The sequence below is a fragment of the Roseateles sp. GW821-FHT09B06 genome, from assembly GCF_059418245.1.
In genome coordinates this window covers 161,941-180,325 of sequence record NZ_JBWKPM010000002.1, presented here as the reverse complement: position 1 = coordinate 180,325, position 18,385 = coordinate 161,941, and the positions used below count along the sequence as shown (strand labels likewise).

Genomic DNA, 18,385 nt, shown 5'->3' with positions numbered 1-18,385 from the left:
CAACTGGCTGCCTTCCCCTCTTCTTCCGCCATGGACAACACTAAACGCTTCAAGATCCTCGCGCTGCATCATGACCCCCTCGTACGCGCGGGCGTCGTGACTTCCTTGCGCCGACACCTAGGCTTCGACGTGTTCGAAGATCTGCTCGACGCGCAGCGTACGGATGATCCGATCGACGTCGTCGTCGTCGACTACCACCAAGCCATGCGCTTGCTCGAGACACTCCCGGAGCACGGTCCACTTTCCGGCACGAGGATCCTGGCGCTGACCTCCAACGATCGTGAGATCGACGTTCGGCGCGCGATCGAAGCGGGCATCCACGGCTATATGCTCCTCGGCGGCCCCGTGCAAGAACTCGTCGACGGCGTGACGGCGCTGGCCAATGGTGGCCGTCATCTGGGTCGTGCGGTGGCCCATCGCATTGCCGACAGCCTCGCGCGGGTGTCGCTCACCTCGCGTGAAATCGAAGTGCTGCAAGTGGTGGTGAAGGGTGAATCCAACAAGCTGATCGCACGCCAGCTCGGCATAGAAGTCGGCACCGTGAAGTCACACATGAGAGCCGTCCTTGCCAAGCTCAACGCCTCGTCCCGCACGCAGGCCGCCGCCATTGCAATGCGTCGCGGCCTTTTGGGGAGCGGCACGCCCCATCAACTGGGGGCTGGCCACCGCAACGCGCGCCAAGGTGAGCCGTGACCGCGTGAACATCCTCCGAAGCAGCCAGCCCTAGTGGGCTGCTTCTGGCCGCTGGCGCGCAGTCAGGCTCTCGAGCCTCTCGCTCCCAATGTTCGATATTCGTCTCGACCTGAAAGTTGGTTCCGAAGGAAGTGCCGGCGCCGTCGGTGACATCCGGTGAAGCCTCGTGGCCGCGCTTCAAGAGGTGTGGGCGACGAGACCGGGCGTGCACCTCGCGGTCATGTCTTGGCACTGGGCTTGAAGATGTGGATGGTCTCGCCGCGCGCTAGCATCTCCACCAGCTGGGCGATGCGCCTTGCACGCGTCTCGGCCTTCACGGCCGTCTGTATGCGCCACAGCACCGCGTAGCGATTGGCCGCGTTGATCGTTGCAAAGAATGCCTTGGCCCTCGGCTCGGCTTCCAGCGCCACCAACAGGTCCTCGGGCACCGCGGACGTGCGCGCTCCGTCGTAGGCCTGCGCCCAGCGTCCGTCGGCCTTGGCGGCCTCGATCTGCGCGTAGCCCGGCGCCTGCATGCGGCCCGCCTCGATGAGCGCCGCGACCTTGCCGATGTTGATCTTCGACCAAATGCTGCGCGCGCGCCGCGGCGTGAAGCGTTGGAGAAAGTGCTGGTCGTCGAGGCCCTTCTTCTGGCCGTCGATCCAGCCCCAGCAGAGCGCGATTTCCACCGCCTCGGGGTAGGTGACGCTGGTTTCATTGGCGCCCCGCTTGGCGATCTTGAGCCAGAGGCCGCCGGAGGTGGCGTGATTCTTCTTCAGCCAGGTCTCGAAAGCCTTGGCGCTCTTGAACAAGGTCGGGGAGGCGTCGGGTTGGATGGTGGATCTGGCGGCGGGCATCGCATGGAGTGTGCCGCAAGAGAGCCAGCGCGGTTCGCTGCACCGTGGCCTGGGCCTTGGTGCATTGTTGCGGCCTGGAAAGGCCGGCCTTGCCAGAGCCAGCGCGGCAATCGCGCCGCTCACACGACGGCGTTCGATCGCGCTACGCTGCGCGCCTGCGCCTCGGCACCCGGCCGCGATGCCCGCGAGGAGTCGGCCATGAACGGCTGGTCTTGACCGCGAACGTGAAGCCATGCAAGGTCCCGAGCGCCGACATACGGGGACCGCAACGGGGAAGTGCGCGGCGTTTTCTGGGCCCCGGAGCGGGCGTCCAACGCGATGTCTGGGAGCCACCGCCTGCGGGCCGACAGCTTGCGCCAGACGCCCGCCGTGACGCCTGGCACGTCCAGGGGCGGCGTCGTCGCCCCCGCCGCTCAAGCCTTGACTTCGACCACCTGTTCGAAACCGCCGAAGATCATGCGTTTGCCGTCGAAGGGCATGGGCGGGTTGCCGGGTGTGGACGGATCCATGCGCGGGTCTTCCATCATCTTCTTCATGCCTGCGTCGCGCGTGGCCTTGTCCGGCCATTCGACCCACGAAAAGGCCACCGTCTCCTCGGCCGTGGCCTGGACTGCGCGGCGGAAATCGGTGACTTTGCCGTCGGGGACGTCGTCGCCCCAGGCTTCGATCACGCGGGTTGCGCCCAGCTCGATGAACATCGCGTCGAAATGGCGCGCGTGCTCGATGAACTTCTGCTTGTTGGCGGTGGGGACCGCGATCACGAAACCATCGATGTATGACATGTCTTCACTCCTGTTAAGTTGACCGGGCGACGCGCCCGCCCGAGGGCACCTCGTATCCCATCGACGAACGACGGGAAGCCAAATCGACATGGCGTGCCTGGCGGGAGGACATGCGCCCTGTGGCGGTGCTGGAGTAGCGCCGCTGCAGAATGCCCGCCGGGTCGGCCGTCGCGGCGCCCTCAGCGTAGACGCATTGGCCTCCCAGGTCACGCTGGAGCGGCCCGAGCACCGCCTTTCAACAATGCCCGCGCCTGGCCGACTCCGGCCAAGCGCCTGCCATGAAACCTGTGGGCGACACAAAATTCTGCGCAACGATGATTGCACCGCGGCTACCGCAGACCGGGCTGCCGGTGTCGCCCCCTGAAAGGCCGGCCGCGCCGCTCAGTTCAGGCCCGCCATGACCGTGTCCAGCGACTCGCCGCTGAGATCCGGTGCGCGCCAGATCGGCAGCCAGTCCAGCAGTTCCTGGGCCGGCATCGGCCGGCCGATGAAATAGCCCTGGCCCTCGTCGCAGCCCAGCTCGGCCAGCAGCTTCCAGGCCTTGCCGGTCTCGATGCCCTCGGCCACCACGCTCAGGCCCAGGTTATGGGCCAGCTCGATGGTGGAGCGCACGATCTTGGCATCGTCGATGTCGCGCTCCATCGCCATCACGAAGCTGCGATCGATCTTCAGTTCGTTGACCGGCAGGCGCTTCAGATAGGCCAGCGAGGAATAGCCGGTGCCGAAGTCGTCGATCGACAGCTTGAAGCCCATCTCCGAGAGGCGCTCCAGCGTGCCGAGCGCGCGCTGCGGGTCGTCCATGATGGCGCTCTCGGTGATCTCCAGGCATTGCATCGAAGGATCGGCGCCATGCCGGCCCAGCAGGGCCTCGATCTTGCTCGGCAGGTCCTGGTCCAGCAGGTCGCGGGTCGAGAGGTTGACGCTGATGCGCAGCGGCAGGCCCAGTTGGCGGGCCTGCTGGGCGATGCGGGCCGATTCCTCGATCACCCAGGCGGTCAGGCTGCGGATGAAGCCGGTCTGCTCGGCGAAGGGGATGAACTGCATCGGCGGCACCAGGCCGCGCGTCGGGTGCTGCCAGCGCACCAGGGCCTCGGCGCTGAGCACCCTGCCGCTCCTCAGGTCGACCTTGGGCTGCAGGAACAGGCGCAGCTCCTGCTGCTCGATCGCGCGGCGCAGCTCGCCCAGCAGGCTCAGCGCCTCCTGGCTGCCGGCGTCCAGCGCGCTCTCGTAGACCATGCTGCCGCTCTGGCGGCGCTTGGCCGCGTACATCGCCAGCTCGGCGCGCGCCAGCAGCGGGTCGACCTCCCGGCCATGCGCCGGGGCCAGCGCGATGCCGATGCCGGCACCCAGGTCCACCGTCTGGTCATCGATGCGCAGCGGGGTCTCGAAATCGCGGTGGATGCGTGCGGCCATGGCCAGCGCGGCGGCCTCGTCGGCGCCCTCCAGCAGCAGCGCGAACTCGTCCCCGCCCAGGCGCGCCAGCAGGAAGCCGCCGCCGCTCTGCAGGCCCTGCAGCCGCGCCGCCACGCTGCACAGCAGGCGGTCGCCGAAGCCATGGCCCAGCACGTCGTTGACATGCTTGAAGCGGTCCAGGTCCAGCATCAGCACGGCACAGGAGGCGGCCGGCGTGCCGGCGGCCAGCCGTTCGGCCAGGCGCTGGCCGAACTGCACGCGATTGGGCAGACCGGTCAGCGGGTCCCAGAAAGCCAGACGGTGCACCTGCTCCTCGCGCGCGCGGATGTCGGTGCGCATGGTCTCGACCGCGGTGGCCAGCTCGCGCACCTCGGCCACCTCGCCGCGCGCGGGCGCGCGGATCGGCGTGTCGTAGTCGCCATGGCCCAGGCGCTGGGCCGCGTGCGCCAGCTCGCGCAGCGGGCCGCTGACGCGCCGCGCCGTCAGCACGCTGCCCAGCGCGAACACCGCGACGCCGATCAGGGTCAGCGCCAGCAGGGTCAGCTGCAGCTCGCGGTAGGGCGCGACGGCCTCGTCGAAGGAGCGCAGCAGCACGACGCCCAGCTGCTGGTCCTGCTGCTGCAGCAGCGGCGCGAAGCGGCCGCGCAGCTGCTCGCCGGCCAGCGTCAGCGCGAACAGGCCGCCGCCGGCCGGGATCTCGGCGGCCAGGCGCTGCGCGGCCTCGGCCGGCAGCTGGCTGACCAGCGGCCGCCAGGGCTCGGCGCCGCGCTTGACCACCACCAGGCCGGTCAGCTCCGACAAGGTCTTCAGGTCCTGCAGCGGGGCCGCGTCCAGCGCGAAGCCCATCAGGATCCAGCCCACCGGCGCCGGCGTGCGCACCGGCACGGCCACCATCTGATAGGCCTCCTGCCGGTCCAGCAGGGCCAGCTGCAGATCCTGCGCGCCGGCGCGCGTGCCACCGCCGCCACCGGCCGTGGCGCTCATCTGCCCGAGCAGGCCCATGAAGCGGCCGGCGTCCTCGCGCGTGGCGGCCACCAGGCGCAGCTCGCGGTTGGCATAGACCACCACGCTGGCGCCGATGCGCTCGCCCTGGTTGCGCAGCGCGTCGCGGATGGTCTCGACCGTGCCGGCCTCGGCCAGCGGCAGGCCGATGGCCTCCTTGAAGCCGTAGTCCTTGGCCAGCAGTTCGGCGGCGTCGCGGCGCTTCTCGGCCTCCTGCACCAGCAGGCGGCGGAACACGCGCTCGCCGGTCTTCAGTTCGGCGGCGATCGAGCTGTCGGCGTTGTGCTCGATGCTGGAGCGGATCACCGCGAAGCTGGCCAGCTGCACGACCAGCAGCAGGGCCAGGAACAGCGCGACGATGCGGCCTTCGAGCCGGCGCAGGTTCAGGAAGGCGGGCATGGCCGCGCTCACTCCAGCCTGACGGTGCTCTGGCCGCCGTCGGCCGGCACGACCAGGCGCTGCGTCTGCAGCTGCGGCTTGCCCAGCTTGGGATGCCAGGCACGCAGCTGATGTTCGCCGGGCGGCAGGTCCAGCCGGGCCAGGCCCTGGGCATCGGTCTTGGCGAAGACCGGCGTGTCGACGACGACGATATGAGCGCTCATCCTGTCGTGGATATTGCAGCCCAGGGTGGCGACGCCGGGCTTGTCGAACAGCACCGGCTCGGCCGGCGTGCCGGAATAGAGCTTGATGTCGAAGGTCTTGACCGGCGAGAAGGAGTAGACATGGTGGCGCACCGTGTCGAAGTTCGGGAAGTTGACCGCGGTGCCGGTCTGCACCACCAGCACGAAGGGCTGGAACTGGCGTTCGCGCTGGGCCATGTCGGCCCGGGTGCCGGGTGCGGCGCGGCTGGCCTGGCCGCGCAGTTCCACGGCGACCACGGCATCGGCCAGCGCCTCGCCGCCGCTGCCCAGCAGCTGCAGCGTGAACGGCGCGGCCGGCACGGCGGGCGCGGCCAGGCAGGCACCCAGCAGGACGGCAATGGGCGGCACGGTTTTCATGTGGGCGGGGCGGGCGGGACGAAACATCGGGCGGAACGGCGGCAGCCTGGGCGGACTCTAGCCGCTTCGCCGCGCGGCGATGGGCGCGTCAGCAGGGGAAAAGCATGGCTTTCATCAAAAGCAGGGCTTTCACCAAAAGCATGGCTTCCGGTGAAGGCCGCCACCGCTCGGCCCAGGCGCCATGTCCTTGAGCGCCGGGGGCCGTCAGGGCCGTAGCGCCAGCCGCGGCGCGCGCGGCGCGGCGGCCGCCTCGACCAGCAGCAGGGCCAGGCGGCGCAGTGCGTCCCAGGGGTCGAGCGGCCAGCCGGGGTGGCGCAGGCCCTTGACGATGCCGTCGCAGACCTGGGCGGCCTCCACCAGGGCGGCCAGGTCCTGGGCTTTCAGGCCCGGCACGATGCGCTCGAACAGCTTTTCCTTGGCGCCCCAGACGCGCGCCTCGCGCAGCGCCATCGGCAGGGGCTTGCCGGCGTCCACCGCGTCGCGCACCCGCTTCAGCGCGCGCGCGTCCTCGGCCAGGGTCCAGTGCACCAGCACCGCGGCCTCGCCCTCGGCCTGCAGGCCGTCCAGCATGCGCAGCGCGCGGGTCAGCTGGCCGGCCAGCACGGCCTCGCTGAGCTTGAAGACGTCGTAGCGGGCCACGTTCAGCACCGCCTGCTCGATCTGCTCGAAGGCGAGCGGCCCCCGCGGGTGCAGCAGCGCCAGCTTCTGCAGCTCCTGGTGCGCGGCCAGCAGATTGCCCTCGACGCGGTCGGCGAAAAAGGCCAGCGCGCGCTGCCCCTCCTCGCCCTCGGCGACCGGCTGGCCCTGGGCCGCCAGGCGCTGCGCGATCCATTGCGGCAGCGCGCGGCGTTCCACCGGGTCGACCCGCACGGTGACGCCATGGCCGTCCAGCGCCGTGAACCAGGCGCCGTTCATCTGGGTCTTGTCCAGGCGCGGCAGGCTGACCAGCGTGACCACGTCCTCGGGCAGGCGTTCGCAATAGCGCTGCAGGGCCTCGGAGCCGTCCTTGCCGGGCTTGCCCGAGGGGATGCGGATCTCGATGAACTGGCGCTCGGCGAACAGGCTCAGCGCCTGCGCCGCACCCAGCACCGGGCCCCAGTCGAAATAGGCGCCGCTGACGGTGAAGACCTTGCGCTCGCCATAGCCCTGGGCGCGCGCCGCGCTGCGGATCGCGTCGCCGGCCTCCTGGGCCAGCAGCGGCTCGTCGCCGTAGACGGTGTAGAGCGGCTTCAGGCCCTTGGCCAGCTGGGCGGCGAGCGCGTCGGGACGGATCTGCATCGCTCAGTTGGAGAGTCGCACGGTGGACAGCCGGCGCATGATCTGCGCCGCCGCGTCGGACTGCATGGCGCGGAACAGCAGGGCCTCCTCCTGCTCCTTGGCCAGGGCGGTGGATTCGGTGTAGTTCATCTCGCGCATCAGGCGCAGCTCGGTCAGCGGCAGCAACACCTCGCCGGCCGGCGTGCGCAGCAGGTAGTCCACGTCCAGGCGCAGCTCCCATTCGCGCACCTGGCCCGCGCTGGTGGACACCACGACGATCCGGTGGCGGTGGTCGCGGCGCGCCTCCAGCACCACGTCGGCCTTGTTGAAGTCCTCCTGCAGGCGCACCGAGGTGCGCGCCAGCTGGCGCTTGAACTCGGCGGCCAGCGGCGAGTCGGGCTTGAAGCCCTGCAGGCCCAGGCTGCGGATGTGCAGCTCGGGCTCGCGGCGCGGCGCGAAGCCACAGCCGGCGAGGCTCAGGGCCGAGAGGGTGCCCAGCAGTACGAGGCGGCGGTGCATGATCAGACGACGACGTTGACCAGACGGCCCGGCACGATCACGACCTTCTTCGGTGCCTTGCCTTCGCTGAACTCGTGGAACTTCTCGTTGGCCAGCGCGGCGGCCTCGATCGCGGCCTTGTCGGCGCCGGCCGGCACCTTGATGGCGCCGCGCAGCTTGCCGTTGACCTGCAGCATCAGCTCGATCTCGTCCTGCACCAGCGCGGCCTCGTCGACCTGCGGCCAGGGCGCGTCCAGCAGGTCGCCCAGCTCGGCGGCGAAGCCCAGTTCGGTCCACAGCGCATGGGCGATGTGCGGGCAGGCCGGGTAGAGCACGCGCAGCAGCACCGAAAAGCCCTCGCGAATCACCGCATGGTCGGCGGCATCCTGGCCGGCCTTGAAGCCTTCCAGCGCGTTCAGCAGCTTCATGCCGCCGGAGACCACGGTGTTGTACTGCATGCGCTCGTAGTCGTACGAGACCTGCTTCAGCACCAGGTGCACCTCGCGGCGCAGCGCCTTGCCGCCGCCGTTCAGCGCGGCGAAATCCTGACCGGCGGCCTTGATGCATTCCGCATTCTTGGCACCGAAGCCCCAGACGCGCTTCAGGAAGCGGTGCGCGCCCTCGACGCCGGCATCGTTCCATTCCAGCGTCTGCTCCGGCGGCGAGGCGAACATCACGAACAGGCGCGCGGTGTCGGCGCCGTACTGGTCGATCAGCTGCTGGGGGTCGACGCCGTTGTTCTTCGACTTCGACATGGTCGTCATCTCGTAGTCGAGCGGCGTGCCGTCCTTCTTCAGCGTGCCGCCGACGACCTGGCCATGCTCGTTGAGCTGGACGTCGACCTCATGTTCCCAGTAGTAGTTCTTGCCGGCATCGGCCGGCTTGTGCGAGAAGGCGCCCTTCAGCACCATGCCCTGGGTCAGCAGCTTGGTGAAGGGCTCGTCCACCTTGACCAGGCCCAGGTCGCGCATCACCTTGGTCCAGAAACGCGCATACAGCAGGTGCAGGATCGCGTGCTCGATGCCGCCGATGTACTGGTCCATCGGCATCCAGTACTGCGTGCCCTCGCCGACCATGGCCCGGTCGTTCTTGGCGTCGCAATAGCGCATGAAGTACCACGAACTGTCCACGAAGGTGTCCATCGTGTCGGTCTCGCGCTTGGCCGGCTTGCCGCACTTGGGGCAGCTGCAGTTCAGGAAGGCGGCATGCTTGTTCAGCGGGTTGCCGCTGCCGTCCGGGATGCACTCCTCGGGCAGCACGACCGGCAGGTCCCGGGCCGGCACCGGCACCGCGCCGCAATCGTCGCAGTGGACGATCGGGATCGGCGTGCCCCAGTAGCGCTGGCGGCTGATGCCCCAGTCGCGCAGGCGCCAGGTGGTCTTCTTGGCGCCCAGATCCTTGGCGCCGACCAGCTCGGCGACCTTGTCGACCGCGGCCCTGTAGCCGAGGCCGTTCAGCACGCCGGACTCGATGCAGACGCCCTTCGCCTTGTCGCCATACCACTCGGCCCAGGCGGCGGTGCTGTAGCGCTCCCCCTCGACCGCGACGACCTGCCTGATGGCCAGGCCGTACTTCTTCGCGAACTCGAAGTCGCGCTCGTCATGCGCCGGCACGCCCATCACGGCGCCATCGCCATAGCTCATCAGCACATAGTTGCCGACCCAGACCTCGACCTGCTCGCCGGTCAGCGGATGGGTGACGAACAGGCCGGTGGCCATGCCCTTCTTCTCCTGCGTCGCTAGCTCGGCCTCGGTGCTGCCGCCCTGCTTGCATTCCTCGACGAAGGCGGCCAGGGCCGGGTTGGCCGCGGCGGCATGCACGGCCAGCGGGTGCTCGGGGGCCACCGCGCAGAAGGTCACGCCCATGATGGTGTCGGCGCGCGTCGTGAAGACGTACAGCTTGCCGTCCTGGATCGCCTTGCCGTCGGCGCCCCGGATCGAATGCGGGAAGGCGAAGCGCACCCCCTCGCTCTTGCCGATCCAGTTCTCCTGCATCAGGCGCACGCGCTCGGGCCAGCCATGCAGATAGCTCTTGTCCGTGGGGTCGGCCACGGCCGCGAGCAACTCGTCGGCGTACTTGACGATGTTCAGGTAATAGCCGGGGATCTCGCGCTTCTCGACCACCGCGCCGCTGCGCCAGCCGCGGCCGTCGACCACCTGTTCGTTGGCCAGCACGGTCTGGTCGACCGGATCCCAGTTGACGACCTGGGTGCGGCGCTCGGCGATGCCGGCCTCCAGCATCTTCAGGAACAGCCACTGGTTCCACTTGTAGTAGTCGGGCTTGCAGGTGGCGATCTCGCGCGACCAGTCGATCGCCAGGCCCATGGCCTGCATCTGCGACTTCATGTAGGCGATGTTGTCGTAGGTCCACTGGGCCGGCGGCACCTTGTTCTTCATCGCCGCGTTCTCGGCCGGCAGGCCGAAGGCGTCCCAGCCCATCGGCATCAGAACGTTGTAGCCCTTCATGCGCAGCTGGCGCGTCAGCATGTCGTTGATCGTGTAGTTGCGCACATGGCCCATGTGCAGCTTGCCGCTGGGATAGGGCAGCATCGAGCAGGCGTAGAACTTGGGCTTGCTGTCGTCCTCGGTGACGCGGTAGGCGTCGCGCGACTGCCAATACTGCCGGGCGGCGGCTTCGATCTCGTTCGGGGCGTACTTGTCGTTCATGCGCCAAATTGTAGGCGCAGGGTGTTCAGCGGCCGGACGGCTGCGGTGTTTCGGCGACGAAGGCGATGCGGTTCAGGCCGGCGGTCTGAACCCAGCCGATCAGCTCGGCCACCCGGCCATAGGGCACGGCCTTGTCGGCGCGCAGCTGCACCTCCAGCTCCGGCCGCCCCTTGGCCATGGCCGCGACGCGCGCGCGGAACAAGGCGGGCTCCAGCTGCTCATCACCCAGGTACAGCCCGCCATCGGCCTGCAGGGCCACGGCGACGAAGGCCGGGGCGTCGCTCGTCGTGGCGGCCTCGCTCTCGGGCAGGTCCAGGCGCAGCGAACTGCTCATCAGCGGCGCGGTGATCATGAAGATCACCAGCAGCACCAGCATCACGTCGATCAGCGGCGTCATGTTGATCTCGCCCATGGGCTTGGGCATGTCGCGGCGTTCCAGGCGTCCGAAAGCCACGGCGGCCTACTCCTGCCCTTGTTCCAGCAGCTCGCGCAGGTCGTGGGCGAAGCCTTCCAGATCGGCCTCGCAGGCGCCGACGAACTTGCCGAAGATGTTGTAGGCCAGCACGGCCGGAATGGCCACGGCCAGGCCGGCGGCCGTCATGATCAGGGCCTCCCCGACCGGGCCGGCCACCTTCTCGACCGTGATGTTGCCGGCCGCCGAGATGCTGACCAGCGCGTGGTAGATGCCCCAGACCGTGCCGAACAGGCCGACGAAGGGCGCGGTGGCGCCGATCGAGGCCAGCAGCACCTGGCCGAACTGCAGGCGCTGCAGCACCAGGTGCAGCGCGTCGCGCAGGCGCCGCGTCAGCTGCGATTCGCGCTTGCCGGCCGCTTCCAGCGTGTGGCCGTTGGCGGCGGTGCGGCCGGCGTCCAGCAGGGGCAGCAGGAGCTCTTCGCGGTCGAAGTTCTGCAGGGCCTGGCGGCCGCCGTCCAGGTCGGCGGCGGCCCAGAAGGCCGGCACCGCGCGCTGCAGGTCGCGGCGCGCGCGCTGCAGCCCCCAGCTCTTCCACAGGATCACCACCCAGGCGCTGACGGACATCAGCAGCAGCAGCAGGGCGACGCTGCGCGAGACGGCGTCACCCTGGTTCCAGAATTCGCCGAAACCGCTGCCCATATCAGTGCCTCTCGCCCTGCATTGACCGAATGCCTTCCCGCGCGGACGCCGCCGATCCGGCTCTGCCGGGCGGTCGGTGGCGCCCCCTTGAGGGGGCCGGCGCAGCCGGTAGGGGGTGGATCATTCCAGCCCCAGCACGTCGTCCATGCCGTACAGGCCCGGCCCGTTGGCGGCCAGGAAGCGCGCGGCGCGCAGGCTGCCCTGCGCATAGGTGACGCGGCTGCCGGACTTGTGGGTGATCTCGATGCGCTCGCCGGTGCCGGCGAACAGCACGGTGTGGTCGCCGACGATGTCGCCGCCGCGCACGGTGGCGAAGCCGATGGTCGAGGGATCGCGCTCGCCGGTGACGCCTTCGCGGCCGTAGACCGCGCAGTCCTTCAGATCGCGGCCCAGCGCCTTGGCGACCACCTCGCCCATCGCCAGCGCGGTGCCGCTGGGGGCATCGACCTTGTGGCGGTGGTGGGCCTCGATGATCTCGATGTCATAGCCCTGGTTCAGCGAGCGCGCGGCCAGGTCCAGCAGCTTGAGCACGACGTTGACGCCGACGCTCATGTTCGGCGCCATCATGATGCCGATCTGCCGGCCGTAGGCGGCGATCTGCGCCTTCTCGGCCGGGCTGAAGCCGGTGGTGCCGATCACGGCCTTGACGCCCAGCTCCCGGCAGACGGCCAGGTGGGCCAGCGTGCCCTCGGGGCGGGTGAAGTCGATCAGCACGTCGGCGCCCGTCAGGCCCTGGCGCAGGTCGGCCGTGATCGTCACGCCGCTGGTCTGACCCAGCCAGGCGCTGGCGTCCTGGCCCAGGGCCGGGCTGCCCTCGCGGTCCAGCGCGCCGGACAGCCGGCAGTCGGGAGCATCGACGACGGCCTCGATCAGCATCCGGCCCATGCGGCCGGAGGCGCCGGCGATCGCGATGCGCAGCGGGGCGCCGCTCACGACTGGGGCTCCAGCGGCGGGTAGGGGCGCACCGGGCCGACCGGCTCGGCCGCCGAGGCGGCGGGCTTGGGCGGCACCGGCAGGGCCTTGCGCTCGTCCTCGCTGAGCTCCAGCTTGGGCGTCTTGCCGGGCTTGAAGGTGTTGATCGAGGCGATGAACTCGTTCTCGGTCGGCAGGTCCTCGGGGAAGTCCAGCGACTTCAGCGTGTCGCCCTCGAACCAGGCCACCACATGGCGGGCCTGGGGGGCGGCGCCCTGGCGGCGAATCGAGAAGGAGTAGTCCCAGCGGTTGTCGTGGAAGATATCGGTCAGCAGCGGCGAGCCGAGCAGGTCGCGCACCTGGGCGCGGCCCATGCCGGGCTTGACGCGGGCCACCTGCTCCTTGGTCAGCACATTGCCCTGCACCACCTCGACGCGGTAGGGGGTCACCAGGCCCAGCACCTTGTCGCCGGCCACCGAGGGCAGGCCGTCCAGCGAGGGCAGGTAGGAACAGCCGGCCAGGCCGAGCAGGGCCAGAAGGGGCAGGCGAGCGGGCAGGAGCAGGAAGCGCATATCTTCGGGGCCGGGGGCGCAAGGCGCCCATTGCTGGCTATGATTGGGCCATTCTAGCGGCAGGCCCATGGGGGTCTGCCCAGCCCCAGACGCCATGGACCGGACCGAAGAGATCAAGAACAGCGGCCTGAAAGCCACGCTGCCCCGTATCAAGATTCTGGAGATCTTCCAGAAGACGGCGCAGCGTCACATGACCGCTGAAGATGTTTACAAGGCTTTGCTGAGCGAAGGGGCCGACATCGGCCTGGCCACGGTCTACCGCGTGCTGACCCAGTTCGAGCAGGCCGGTCTGCTGTCGCGCAATCATTTCGAGTCGGGCAAGGCGGTGTTCGAGCTCAACGAGGGCCACCACCATGATCACCTGGTCTGCCTGAATTGTGGCCGGGTCGAAGAATTCTTCGATGCCCAGATCGAGGAGCGCCAGCACGCGATCGCGAAGGAGCGGGGCTTCCAGCTGCAGGAGCATTCGCTGGCCCTGTACGCCACCTGCACCAAGAAGGTCTGCCCGCATCGGGGCTGAGCTAGGCCCACCCCCTACCGGCTGCGCCGGCCCCCTCAAGGGGTCGCTGCCGACGGCCCGGCGGAGCCGGATCCGTGGCAGCCGCTTGGGAATACCGGGGCCTAATCGTCGCCCAGCTGCCCGCTTTCGATCGCACGTTGGTGGCGCTCGACGAACTCGCGGTAGGTGTCGATGCCCCGCAGCTGCAGGATGGTGTTGCGCACCGCGGCCTCGACCAGCACCGCCAGGTTGCGGCCGGCGTCCACCGCGATCACCACCTTGCGTACCGGCATGTTCAGCACCTCTTCATACAGGGGCTCGTAGGGCAGGCGCTCGAAATCGCGCTCCATCGTTTCCTTGCGGACCAGGTGCACGATCAGCTTGAGCCGCATCTTGCGGCGTACCGCGGTCTCGCCAAAGATGGCCTTGATGTCCAGCAGGCCGATGCCACGCACCTCCAGCAGGTTCATCAGCAGCTCGGGGCAGCGGCCCTCGATGGCGGTCTGGGCGATGCGGAAGAAGTCCACCGCGTCATCGGCCACCAGGCCATGGCCGCGCGAGATCAGCTCCAGGCCGAGTTCGCTCTTGCCCAGGCCCGATTCGCCGGTCAGGAGGACGCCCAGGCCCAGGATGTCCATGAAGACGCCGTGGCGCGTCGTGCGGTTGGCGCAGACATGGGCCAGGTAGGCGCGCACCAGGTCGATCACATGGCCGGCCGATTCGGCGGTGACGAACAGCGGGATCTCGGCGCGGTCGCACATGGCCACCAGGCGGTCCGGCGGTGCCTGGTCGTCGGCCACGATGATGACCGGGGGCTCCAAGGTGACGATGCGCGAGATGCGGCGGTCCAGCACCTCGCCCGAGGCCTGGCTCAGATAGGCCACCTCACGGCGACCGACGATCTGCACCCGGTAGGGATGGATGTAGTTCAGGTAGCCGACCAGGTCGGCGGCCGACTGCGCGTCACGCAGCGCGGCCTCGTCGAAGCGTCGCTCCGGATGCGCATGGCCGGCGATCCATTCCCAGCGCAGGGCCTCGCGGTGCTCTTCAAAGAGCCGATCGGCGCTGATCGATGTGACTTTCACTCGGGGGCGTGCCGGGCAATGTTCAGGCGACCGACTTCAGCGGTTCCCAGGCCGAGATCAGGCGGTGCAGATCGGACGCCTCGGCCTCGGTCTTCAGGCGCTCGCGCAGTTCGCGGTCCGACAGCATCTCGGCGATCTCCGACAGGATCTCCAGATGGCGCTGGGTGGCCGCCTCGGGCACCAGCAGGAAGATCAGCAGGCTGACGGGCTCGTCGTCCGGTGCATCGAAGCCGATCGGCTGCTGCACGCGCAGCACCGCGGCGAGCGGATTCTTCAGGCCCTTGATGCGGCCATGCGGGATGGCCACGCCATGGCCGAGGCCGGTCGACCCGAGGCGCTCGCGGGCGAACAGGTTGTCTGTCACCGAGGCACGGGAGATCGTGTGGTTGTTCTCGAACAGCAGGCCGGCCTGCTCGAAGACTCGCTTTTTGCTGGATGCGTCCACATTCACCAGCACATTGCTGGCAGGCAGGATGGCGGCAAGACGGTTCATCGGGTCACAGCGCCGATTACGGCTAGGGAGGCCTTGGGCGGGACGCTTATTCGGTAGCAAGGGGCAAATTATAGAAAGCCCGTCAAGATCATGGGTCCCGCGGGCAGGGTGGGTCGGCAGTATTGCGCATTTTTGCGGCGGCGCAGCAACAACATTTGTGCGCATGTCGAATGTCGGCGATCCAGGCAGCAAAAAGCGGCCCGTGGGCCGCTTGCTGTGATGGGGGCTTTTTACTGGGCACCCAGCTCCAGGCGCTTGGCCGAGGCGTGGTGATGGTCCTGCATCCGGTCCTTGTGGCGGCAGACCTGACGGTCCAGCTTGTCCATCAACTGATCAATCGCGGCGTAGAGATCCTCATGGGATTGCTCGACAAAGATATCGCGTCCCTTGACATGGACGGTGACTTCAGCCCTTTGCCTGCGTTCCTTTTCCTTCTGCTTTTCCACCGTGAGCAAGACGTTGATGTCGACGACTTGGTCAAAGTGGCGGGTCACCCGGTCTAGCTTCGTGAGCACGTACTCACGGAGCGCTGGCGTAACTTCAAGATGGTGGCCGCTGATTGTCAGGTTCATAGAGCCTCCTTTCACGGGGGTGGACGGGAAGACGAAAAACGGGAATCTAGAGAGGGGGAGGATGGGAGGGTAGCGGGGTGGTGATGGGACAGGGAGTGGAGGGGTCTCGGTCAAAACCAGTGTGCGCCCGCCCCCTATATGTGACAAGCGTTTGACGGCAAAGCCCGAGGCTTTTGGAGTGTTGCCACCCCGGCGGGGCAAAGCTGTGCTTCAATGCGCTGTTGGCCTTTGCGTCAACCCCCGGGCCGATGTGATAATCCGCCCGCCCCATCTCTGGAGTCTTTCTTGGACAGCGATCACCCGCGGTGACCGTCCACTCCAGTGCCTGCAGCCGGCGTCCTCAGCGATGCCGCCAGTCCGGAGTGAGACGGTACCCCCTACCTCAGCCCAATCCGGACGGTTCAAGCCCCGTCCCACCATGACGGCGCAGCAGCGCTGGAGACTCTACGCATGCTCAATGTGTTCACCTTGGACAATGGCCGCCTGAAGGGTGGACTGTTCCAGGAAGAAATCGAAAGCCCCGAGGCCCTGGCTCAGTCGCGCCCCGTGTGGGTCGACCTGGAGGATCCCAGTGCCGAGGAGAAGGGCTGGATTCGCGATCGCTTCGGTCTGGTGATTCCCGAGAACATCGTTGACGACGATCTGGAGGAGTCGGCTCGCTTCTACGAGGAAGACAACGGCGAACTGCATATCCGTTCCGACTTCCTGATCGATGACGGCGAGGCGCCGCGCAATGTGCGCGTCGCCTTCATCCTCTTCAACAACGTGCTGTTCTCGGTGCACAGGGAAGACCTGCCGGTGTTCCGCCTGCTGCGCCTGCGCGCGCGCCGCATTCCGGCGTTGATCGAGGATGCGAAGGACGTGCTGCTGAAGCTCTACGACGCCGATGCCGAATACTCGGCCGACGCGTTGGAGGGCATCTACGACAGCCTGGAGAAGGTCAGCGCGAGCGTGCTGAAGAAGGATGTCAACGACGCCGAGGCGGGTGAGGTGCTGGCGGCGATTGCGCGCGAGGAGGATCTGAACGGTCGCATCCGCCGCAATGTGATGGACACGCGCCGTGCGGTCAGCTTCATGATGCGCAGTCGCATGCTGAGCGCCGAGCAGTTCGAGGAGTCGCGCCAGATCCTGCGCGACATCGACTCGCTGGATTCGCACACCGCCTTCCTGTTCGACAAGATCAACTTCCTGATGGACGCTACGGTCGGCTTCATCAACATCAACCAGAACAAGATCATCAAGATCTTCTCGGTGGCCAGCGTCGCGCTGCTGCCACCGACGCTGATCGCCAGCATCTACGGCATGAACTTCAAGTTCATGCCCGAGCTGGACTGGTCGCTGGGCTATCCCTATGCCCTGCTGCTGATGGCGGCCTCGGTGGCCGCGCCGCTGATCTACTTCCGCCGCAAGGGCTGGATGCGCTGACACGCCCCAGGCCAGCGCCGTACCCAGCAGCAATGCAAAGGGGCTTCCGCTGATGCGGAAGCCCCGGATGTAAAAGAGGCCGCAAGATGCCCCGAAGCCAACGAGGGAGGGAGGGAGGAGGAGGAGAAGGGCTCCGGGATTTCAACCTCGGTGAAGAGGTGATCTTGCGACTGAAATCTTGGCTGAACTTTAGCGCTTTGCCGCTGCAAGGCAAACCACCCTCTGAAAGTCTCCCCCAACGATTGCAACATGGCGTTGCCGCCATGGACTATGGCACCGTTGCCGAAGCCGTTTGTAGCAACTTCGGCCGAACTGTCCCCCAATGACGGTACAGCCCCGAATCGGTGGGCACGATATGGGACATGGGGCCTGCCGCCTTTTCTTCAAGAGCGGCGGGGGCCCGACAGGCGGGAGTCGCGGCCCGGCGTCCGGGCCTCCAGCGCGGACAAGTTCCGGGGGACTCATCGCTTGTCCCGGCAAGAAGAATTACAACTATCGTAGGTCGACTATTTCGGTTTGTCTTTACTTTGCCCAAGATAAATGCGGCTTTGGGCGGGGACTCTGGCATCGGTGATCCCAGGTGCTGCCGAGCCGGCCGACGTTGCCACGCAGCTGTCACGTTGCCGCGCCGCCGCCCCGGCTTAAAATCCCGCGGTACCCATCAAGGACGGACCATGCTTTACCCCGAACTCTTCAAGCAACTCGAGGCCGTGCGCTGGAACATGGACACCGACATCCCTTGGGACAAGTTCGATGCCAGCCTGCTGACCGAGGACCAGGCGCGCACCATCAAGATGAACGCCATCACCGAGTGGTCGGCCCTGCCGGCCACCGAGATGTTCCTGCGCGACAACAAGGACGACAGCGACTTCTCGGCCTTCATGAGCGTCTGGTTCTTCGAGGAGCAGAAGCATTCGCTGGTGCTGATGGAATACCTGCGCCGCTTCCGTCCCGACCTGGCGCCCACCGAGCAGGAGCTGCACGAGGTGCGCTTCGAGTTCGACCCGGCGCCGGCGCTGGAAACCCTGATGCTGCATTTCTGCGGCGAGATCCGCCTGAACCACTGGTACCGCCGTGCCGCCGACTGGCATACCGAGCCGGTGATCAAGGCCATCTACGAGACCCTGTCGCGCGACGAGGCCCGCCATGGCGGCGCCTACCTGCGCTATATGAAGCGTGCGATGCAGAAGTTCGGCGACGAGGCCAAGGCGGCCTTCGCCAAGGTGGGCGTGCTGATGGCCAGCGCGCGTCGTACCGCCCAGGCCCTGCACCCGACCAATCTGCATGTCAACGCCAAGCTGTTCCCGCGCGACACCATCCAGAGCCGCCTGCCCGACCCCGAATGGCTGGAGCATTGGCTGGACAAGCAGATCCAGTTCGACGCGGTCTGGGAGACCAAGGTGGTCGAACGCATCCTGCACAATATGAGCCTGCTGATGGAACGCAGCTTCGCCAGCGTGCAGGAGCTGAACCGCTTCCGCAAGGAGATGGCGGCCCGCGTGGCGGCCGCGGCCGGCGGCGCTGCCAGCAAGCCGCTGCCGGCGGCCTGAGCGCCGCGCCCATCGAAA

Annotated in this window: 18 protein-coding genes; 4 read left to right on the top strand and 14 right to left on the bottom strand. The window is 67.8% G+C overall.

The genetic code is table 11. The features are described from left to right. Positions 1-30 precede the first annotated feature (30 nt). Entirely contained in the window at positions 31-693 is a 663-nt protein-coding gene (locus AC07OQ_RS02660; protein ID WP_495051539.1) for a response regulator transcription factor, read from the top strand. 218 nt (positions 694-911) lie between these two features. Here the strand turns inward: AC07OQ_RS02660 and AC07OQ_RS02655 are convergent, their stop codons facing one another. From AC07OQ_RS02655 to AC07OQ_RS02605, 11 genes are all read right to left on the bottom strand, one after another. Then, positions 912-1,529 carry a YdeI/OmpD-associated family protein gene (locus AC07OQ_RS02655; protein ID WP_495051538.1) on the bottom strand — a complete coding sequence of 206 codons (618 nt, stop codon included), beginning with the start codon at positions 1,527-1,529 and terminating at the stop codon, positions 912-914. Between the two features lie 413 nt (positions 1,530-1,942). After that, positions 1,943-2,311 (bottom strand): DUF1428 domain-containing protein, encoded by a 369-nt coding sequence (locus AC07OQ_RS02650; RefSeq protein ID WP_495051537.1) that lies wholly within the window; start codon positions 2,309-2,311, stop codon positions 1,943-1,945. Between the two features lie 381 nt (positions 2,312-2,692). Then, positions 2,693-5,125, bottom strand: a complete 2,433-nt coding sequence (locus AC07OQ_RS02645) for a putative bifunctional diguanylate cyclase/phosphodiesterase (protein ID WP_495051536.1) — start codon at positions 5,123-5,125, stop codon at positions 2,693-2,695. A gap of 8 nt (positions 5,126-5,133) precedes the next feature. After that, positions 5,134-5,724 (bottom strand): methylamine utilization protein, encoded by a 591-nt coding sequence (locus AC07OQ_RS02640; protein WP_495051535.1) that lies wholly within the window; start codon positions 5,722-5,724, stop codon positions 5,134-5,136. 204 nt (positions 5,725-5,928) lie between these two features. Continuing rightward, positions 5,929-7,002, bottom strand: coding sequence for a DNA polymerase III subunit delta (gene holA / locus AC07OQ_RS02635; RefSeq protein ID WP_495051534.1), 1,074 nt, complete (start codon positions 7,000-7,002; stop codon positions 5,929-5,931). Between the two features lie 3 nt (positions 7,003-7,005). Next, complete coding sequence (locus AC07OQ_RS02630; RefSeq protein WP_495051533.1) at positions 7,006-7,500, bottom strand: LPS-assembly lipoprotein LptE; 495 nt, start codon at positions 7,498-7,500, stop codon at positions 7,006-7,008. A gap of 2 nt (positions 7,501-7,502) precedes the next feature. Further along, positions 7,503-10,145, bottom strand: a complete 2,643-nt coding sequence (gene leuS, locus AC07OQ_RS02625) for a leucine--tRNA ligase (protein ID WP_495051532.1) — start codon at positions 10,143-10,145, stop codon at positions 7,503-7,505. Positions 10,146-10,170: 25 nt separating this feature from the next. Next, on the bottom strand, positions 10,171-10,599 hold the full coding sequence (locus AC07OQ_RS02620; RefSeq protein ID WP_495051531.1) for an ExbD/TolR family protein: 429 nt from the start codon (positions 10,597-10,599) through the stop codon (positions 10,171-10,173). A gap of 6 nt (positions 10,600-10,605) precedes the next feature. Next, on the bottom strand, positions 10,606-11,259 hold the full coding sequence (locus tag AC07OQ_RS02615) for a MotA/TolQ/ExbB proton channel family protein (RefSeq protein ID WP_495051530.1): 654 nt from the start codon (positions 11,257-11,259) through the stop codon (positions 10,606-10,608). Between the two features lie 120 nt (positions 11,260-11,379). Then, entirely contained in the window at positions 11,380-12,192 is an 813-nt protein-coding gene (gene dapB, locus AC07OQ_RS02610; protein ID WP_495051529.1) for a 4-hydroxy-tetrahydrodipicolinate reductase, read from the bottom strand. Further along, positions 12,189-12,743, bottom strand: coding sequence for an outer membrane protein assembly factor BamE (locus AC07OQ_RS02605; protein ID WP_495051528.1), 555 nt, complete (start codon positions 12,741-12,743; stop codon positions 12,189-12,191). The genes dapB and AC07OQ_RS02605 overlap by 4 nt, the downstream gene beginning before the upstream one ends. 94 nt (positions 12,744-12,837) lie before the next feature. Between AC07OQ_RS02605 and fur the strand changes: the two genes are divergently transcribed. Then, positions 12,838-13,263: a ferric iron uptake transcriptional regulator gene (gene fur, locus AC07OQ_RS02600; RefSeq protein ID WP_495051527.1), complete on the top strand. Its 426-nt coding sequence runs from the start codon at positions 12,838-12,840 to the stop codon at positions 13,261-13,263. Positions 13,264-13,364: 101 nt separating this feature from the next. On the opposite strand, the gene hprK is transcribed toward fur, so the two are convergent. The 3 genes from hprK to hpf all read right to left on the bottom strand — a co-directional run bounded on the left by hprK (position 13,365) and on the right by hpf (position 15,392). Then, positions 13,365-14,327 carry an HPr(Ser) kinase/phosphatase gene (hprK, locus tag AC07OQ_RS02595; protein ID WP_495051526.1) on the bottom strand — a complete coding sequence of 321 codons (963 nt, stop codon included), beginning with the start codon at positions 14,325-14,327 and terminating at the stop codon, positions 13,365-13,367. Between the two features lie 22 nt (positions 14,328-14,349). Further along, positions 14,350-14,820 carry a PTS IIA-like nitrogen regulatory protein PtsN gene (gene ptsN, locus AC07OQ_RS02590; RefSeq protein ID WP_495051525.1) on the bottom strand — a complete coding sequence of 157 codons (471 nt, stop codon included), beginning with the start codon at positions 14,818-14,820 and terminating at the stop codon, positions 14,350-14,352. A gap of 230 nt (positions 14,821-15,050) precedes the next feature. Then, positions 15,051-15,392: a ribosome hibernation-promoting factor, HPF/YfiA family gene (gene hpf / locus AC07OQ_RS02585; protein ID WP_495051524.1), complete on the bottom strand. Its 342-nt coding sequence runs from the start codon at positions 15,390-15,392 to the stop codon at positions 15,051-15,053. 450 nt (positions 15,393-15,842) lie between these two features. Between hpf and corA the strand changes: the two genes are divergently transcribed. Further along, on the top strand, positions 15,843-16,817 hold the full coding sequence (gene corA, locus AC07OQ_RS02580; RefSeq protein ID WP_495051523.1) for a magnesium/cobalt transporter CorA: 975 nt from the start codon (positions 15,843-15,845) through the stop codon (positions 16,815-16,817). 674 nt (positions 16,818-17,491) lie between these two features. Then, positions 17,492-18,367 carry a ferritin family protein gene (locus tag AC07OQ_RS02575; RefSeq protein WP_495051522.1) on the top strand — a complete coding sequence of 292 codons (876 nt, stop codon included), beginning with the start codon at positions 17,492-17,494 and terminating at the stop codon, positions 18,365-18,367. Positions 18,368-18,385: the final 18 nt, after the last annotated feature.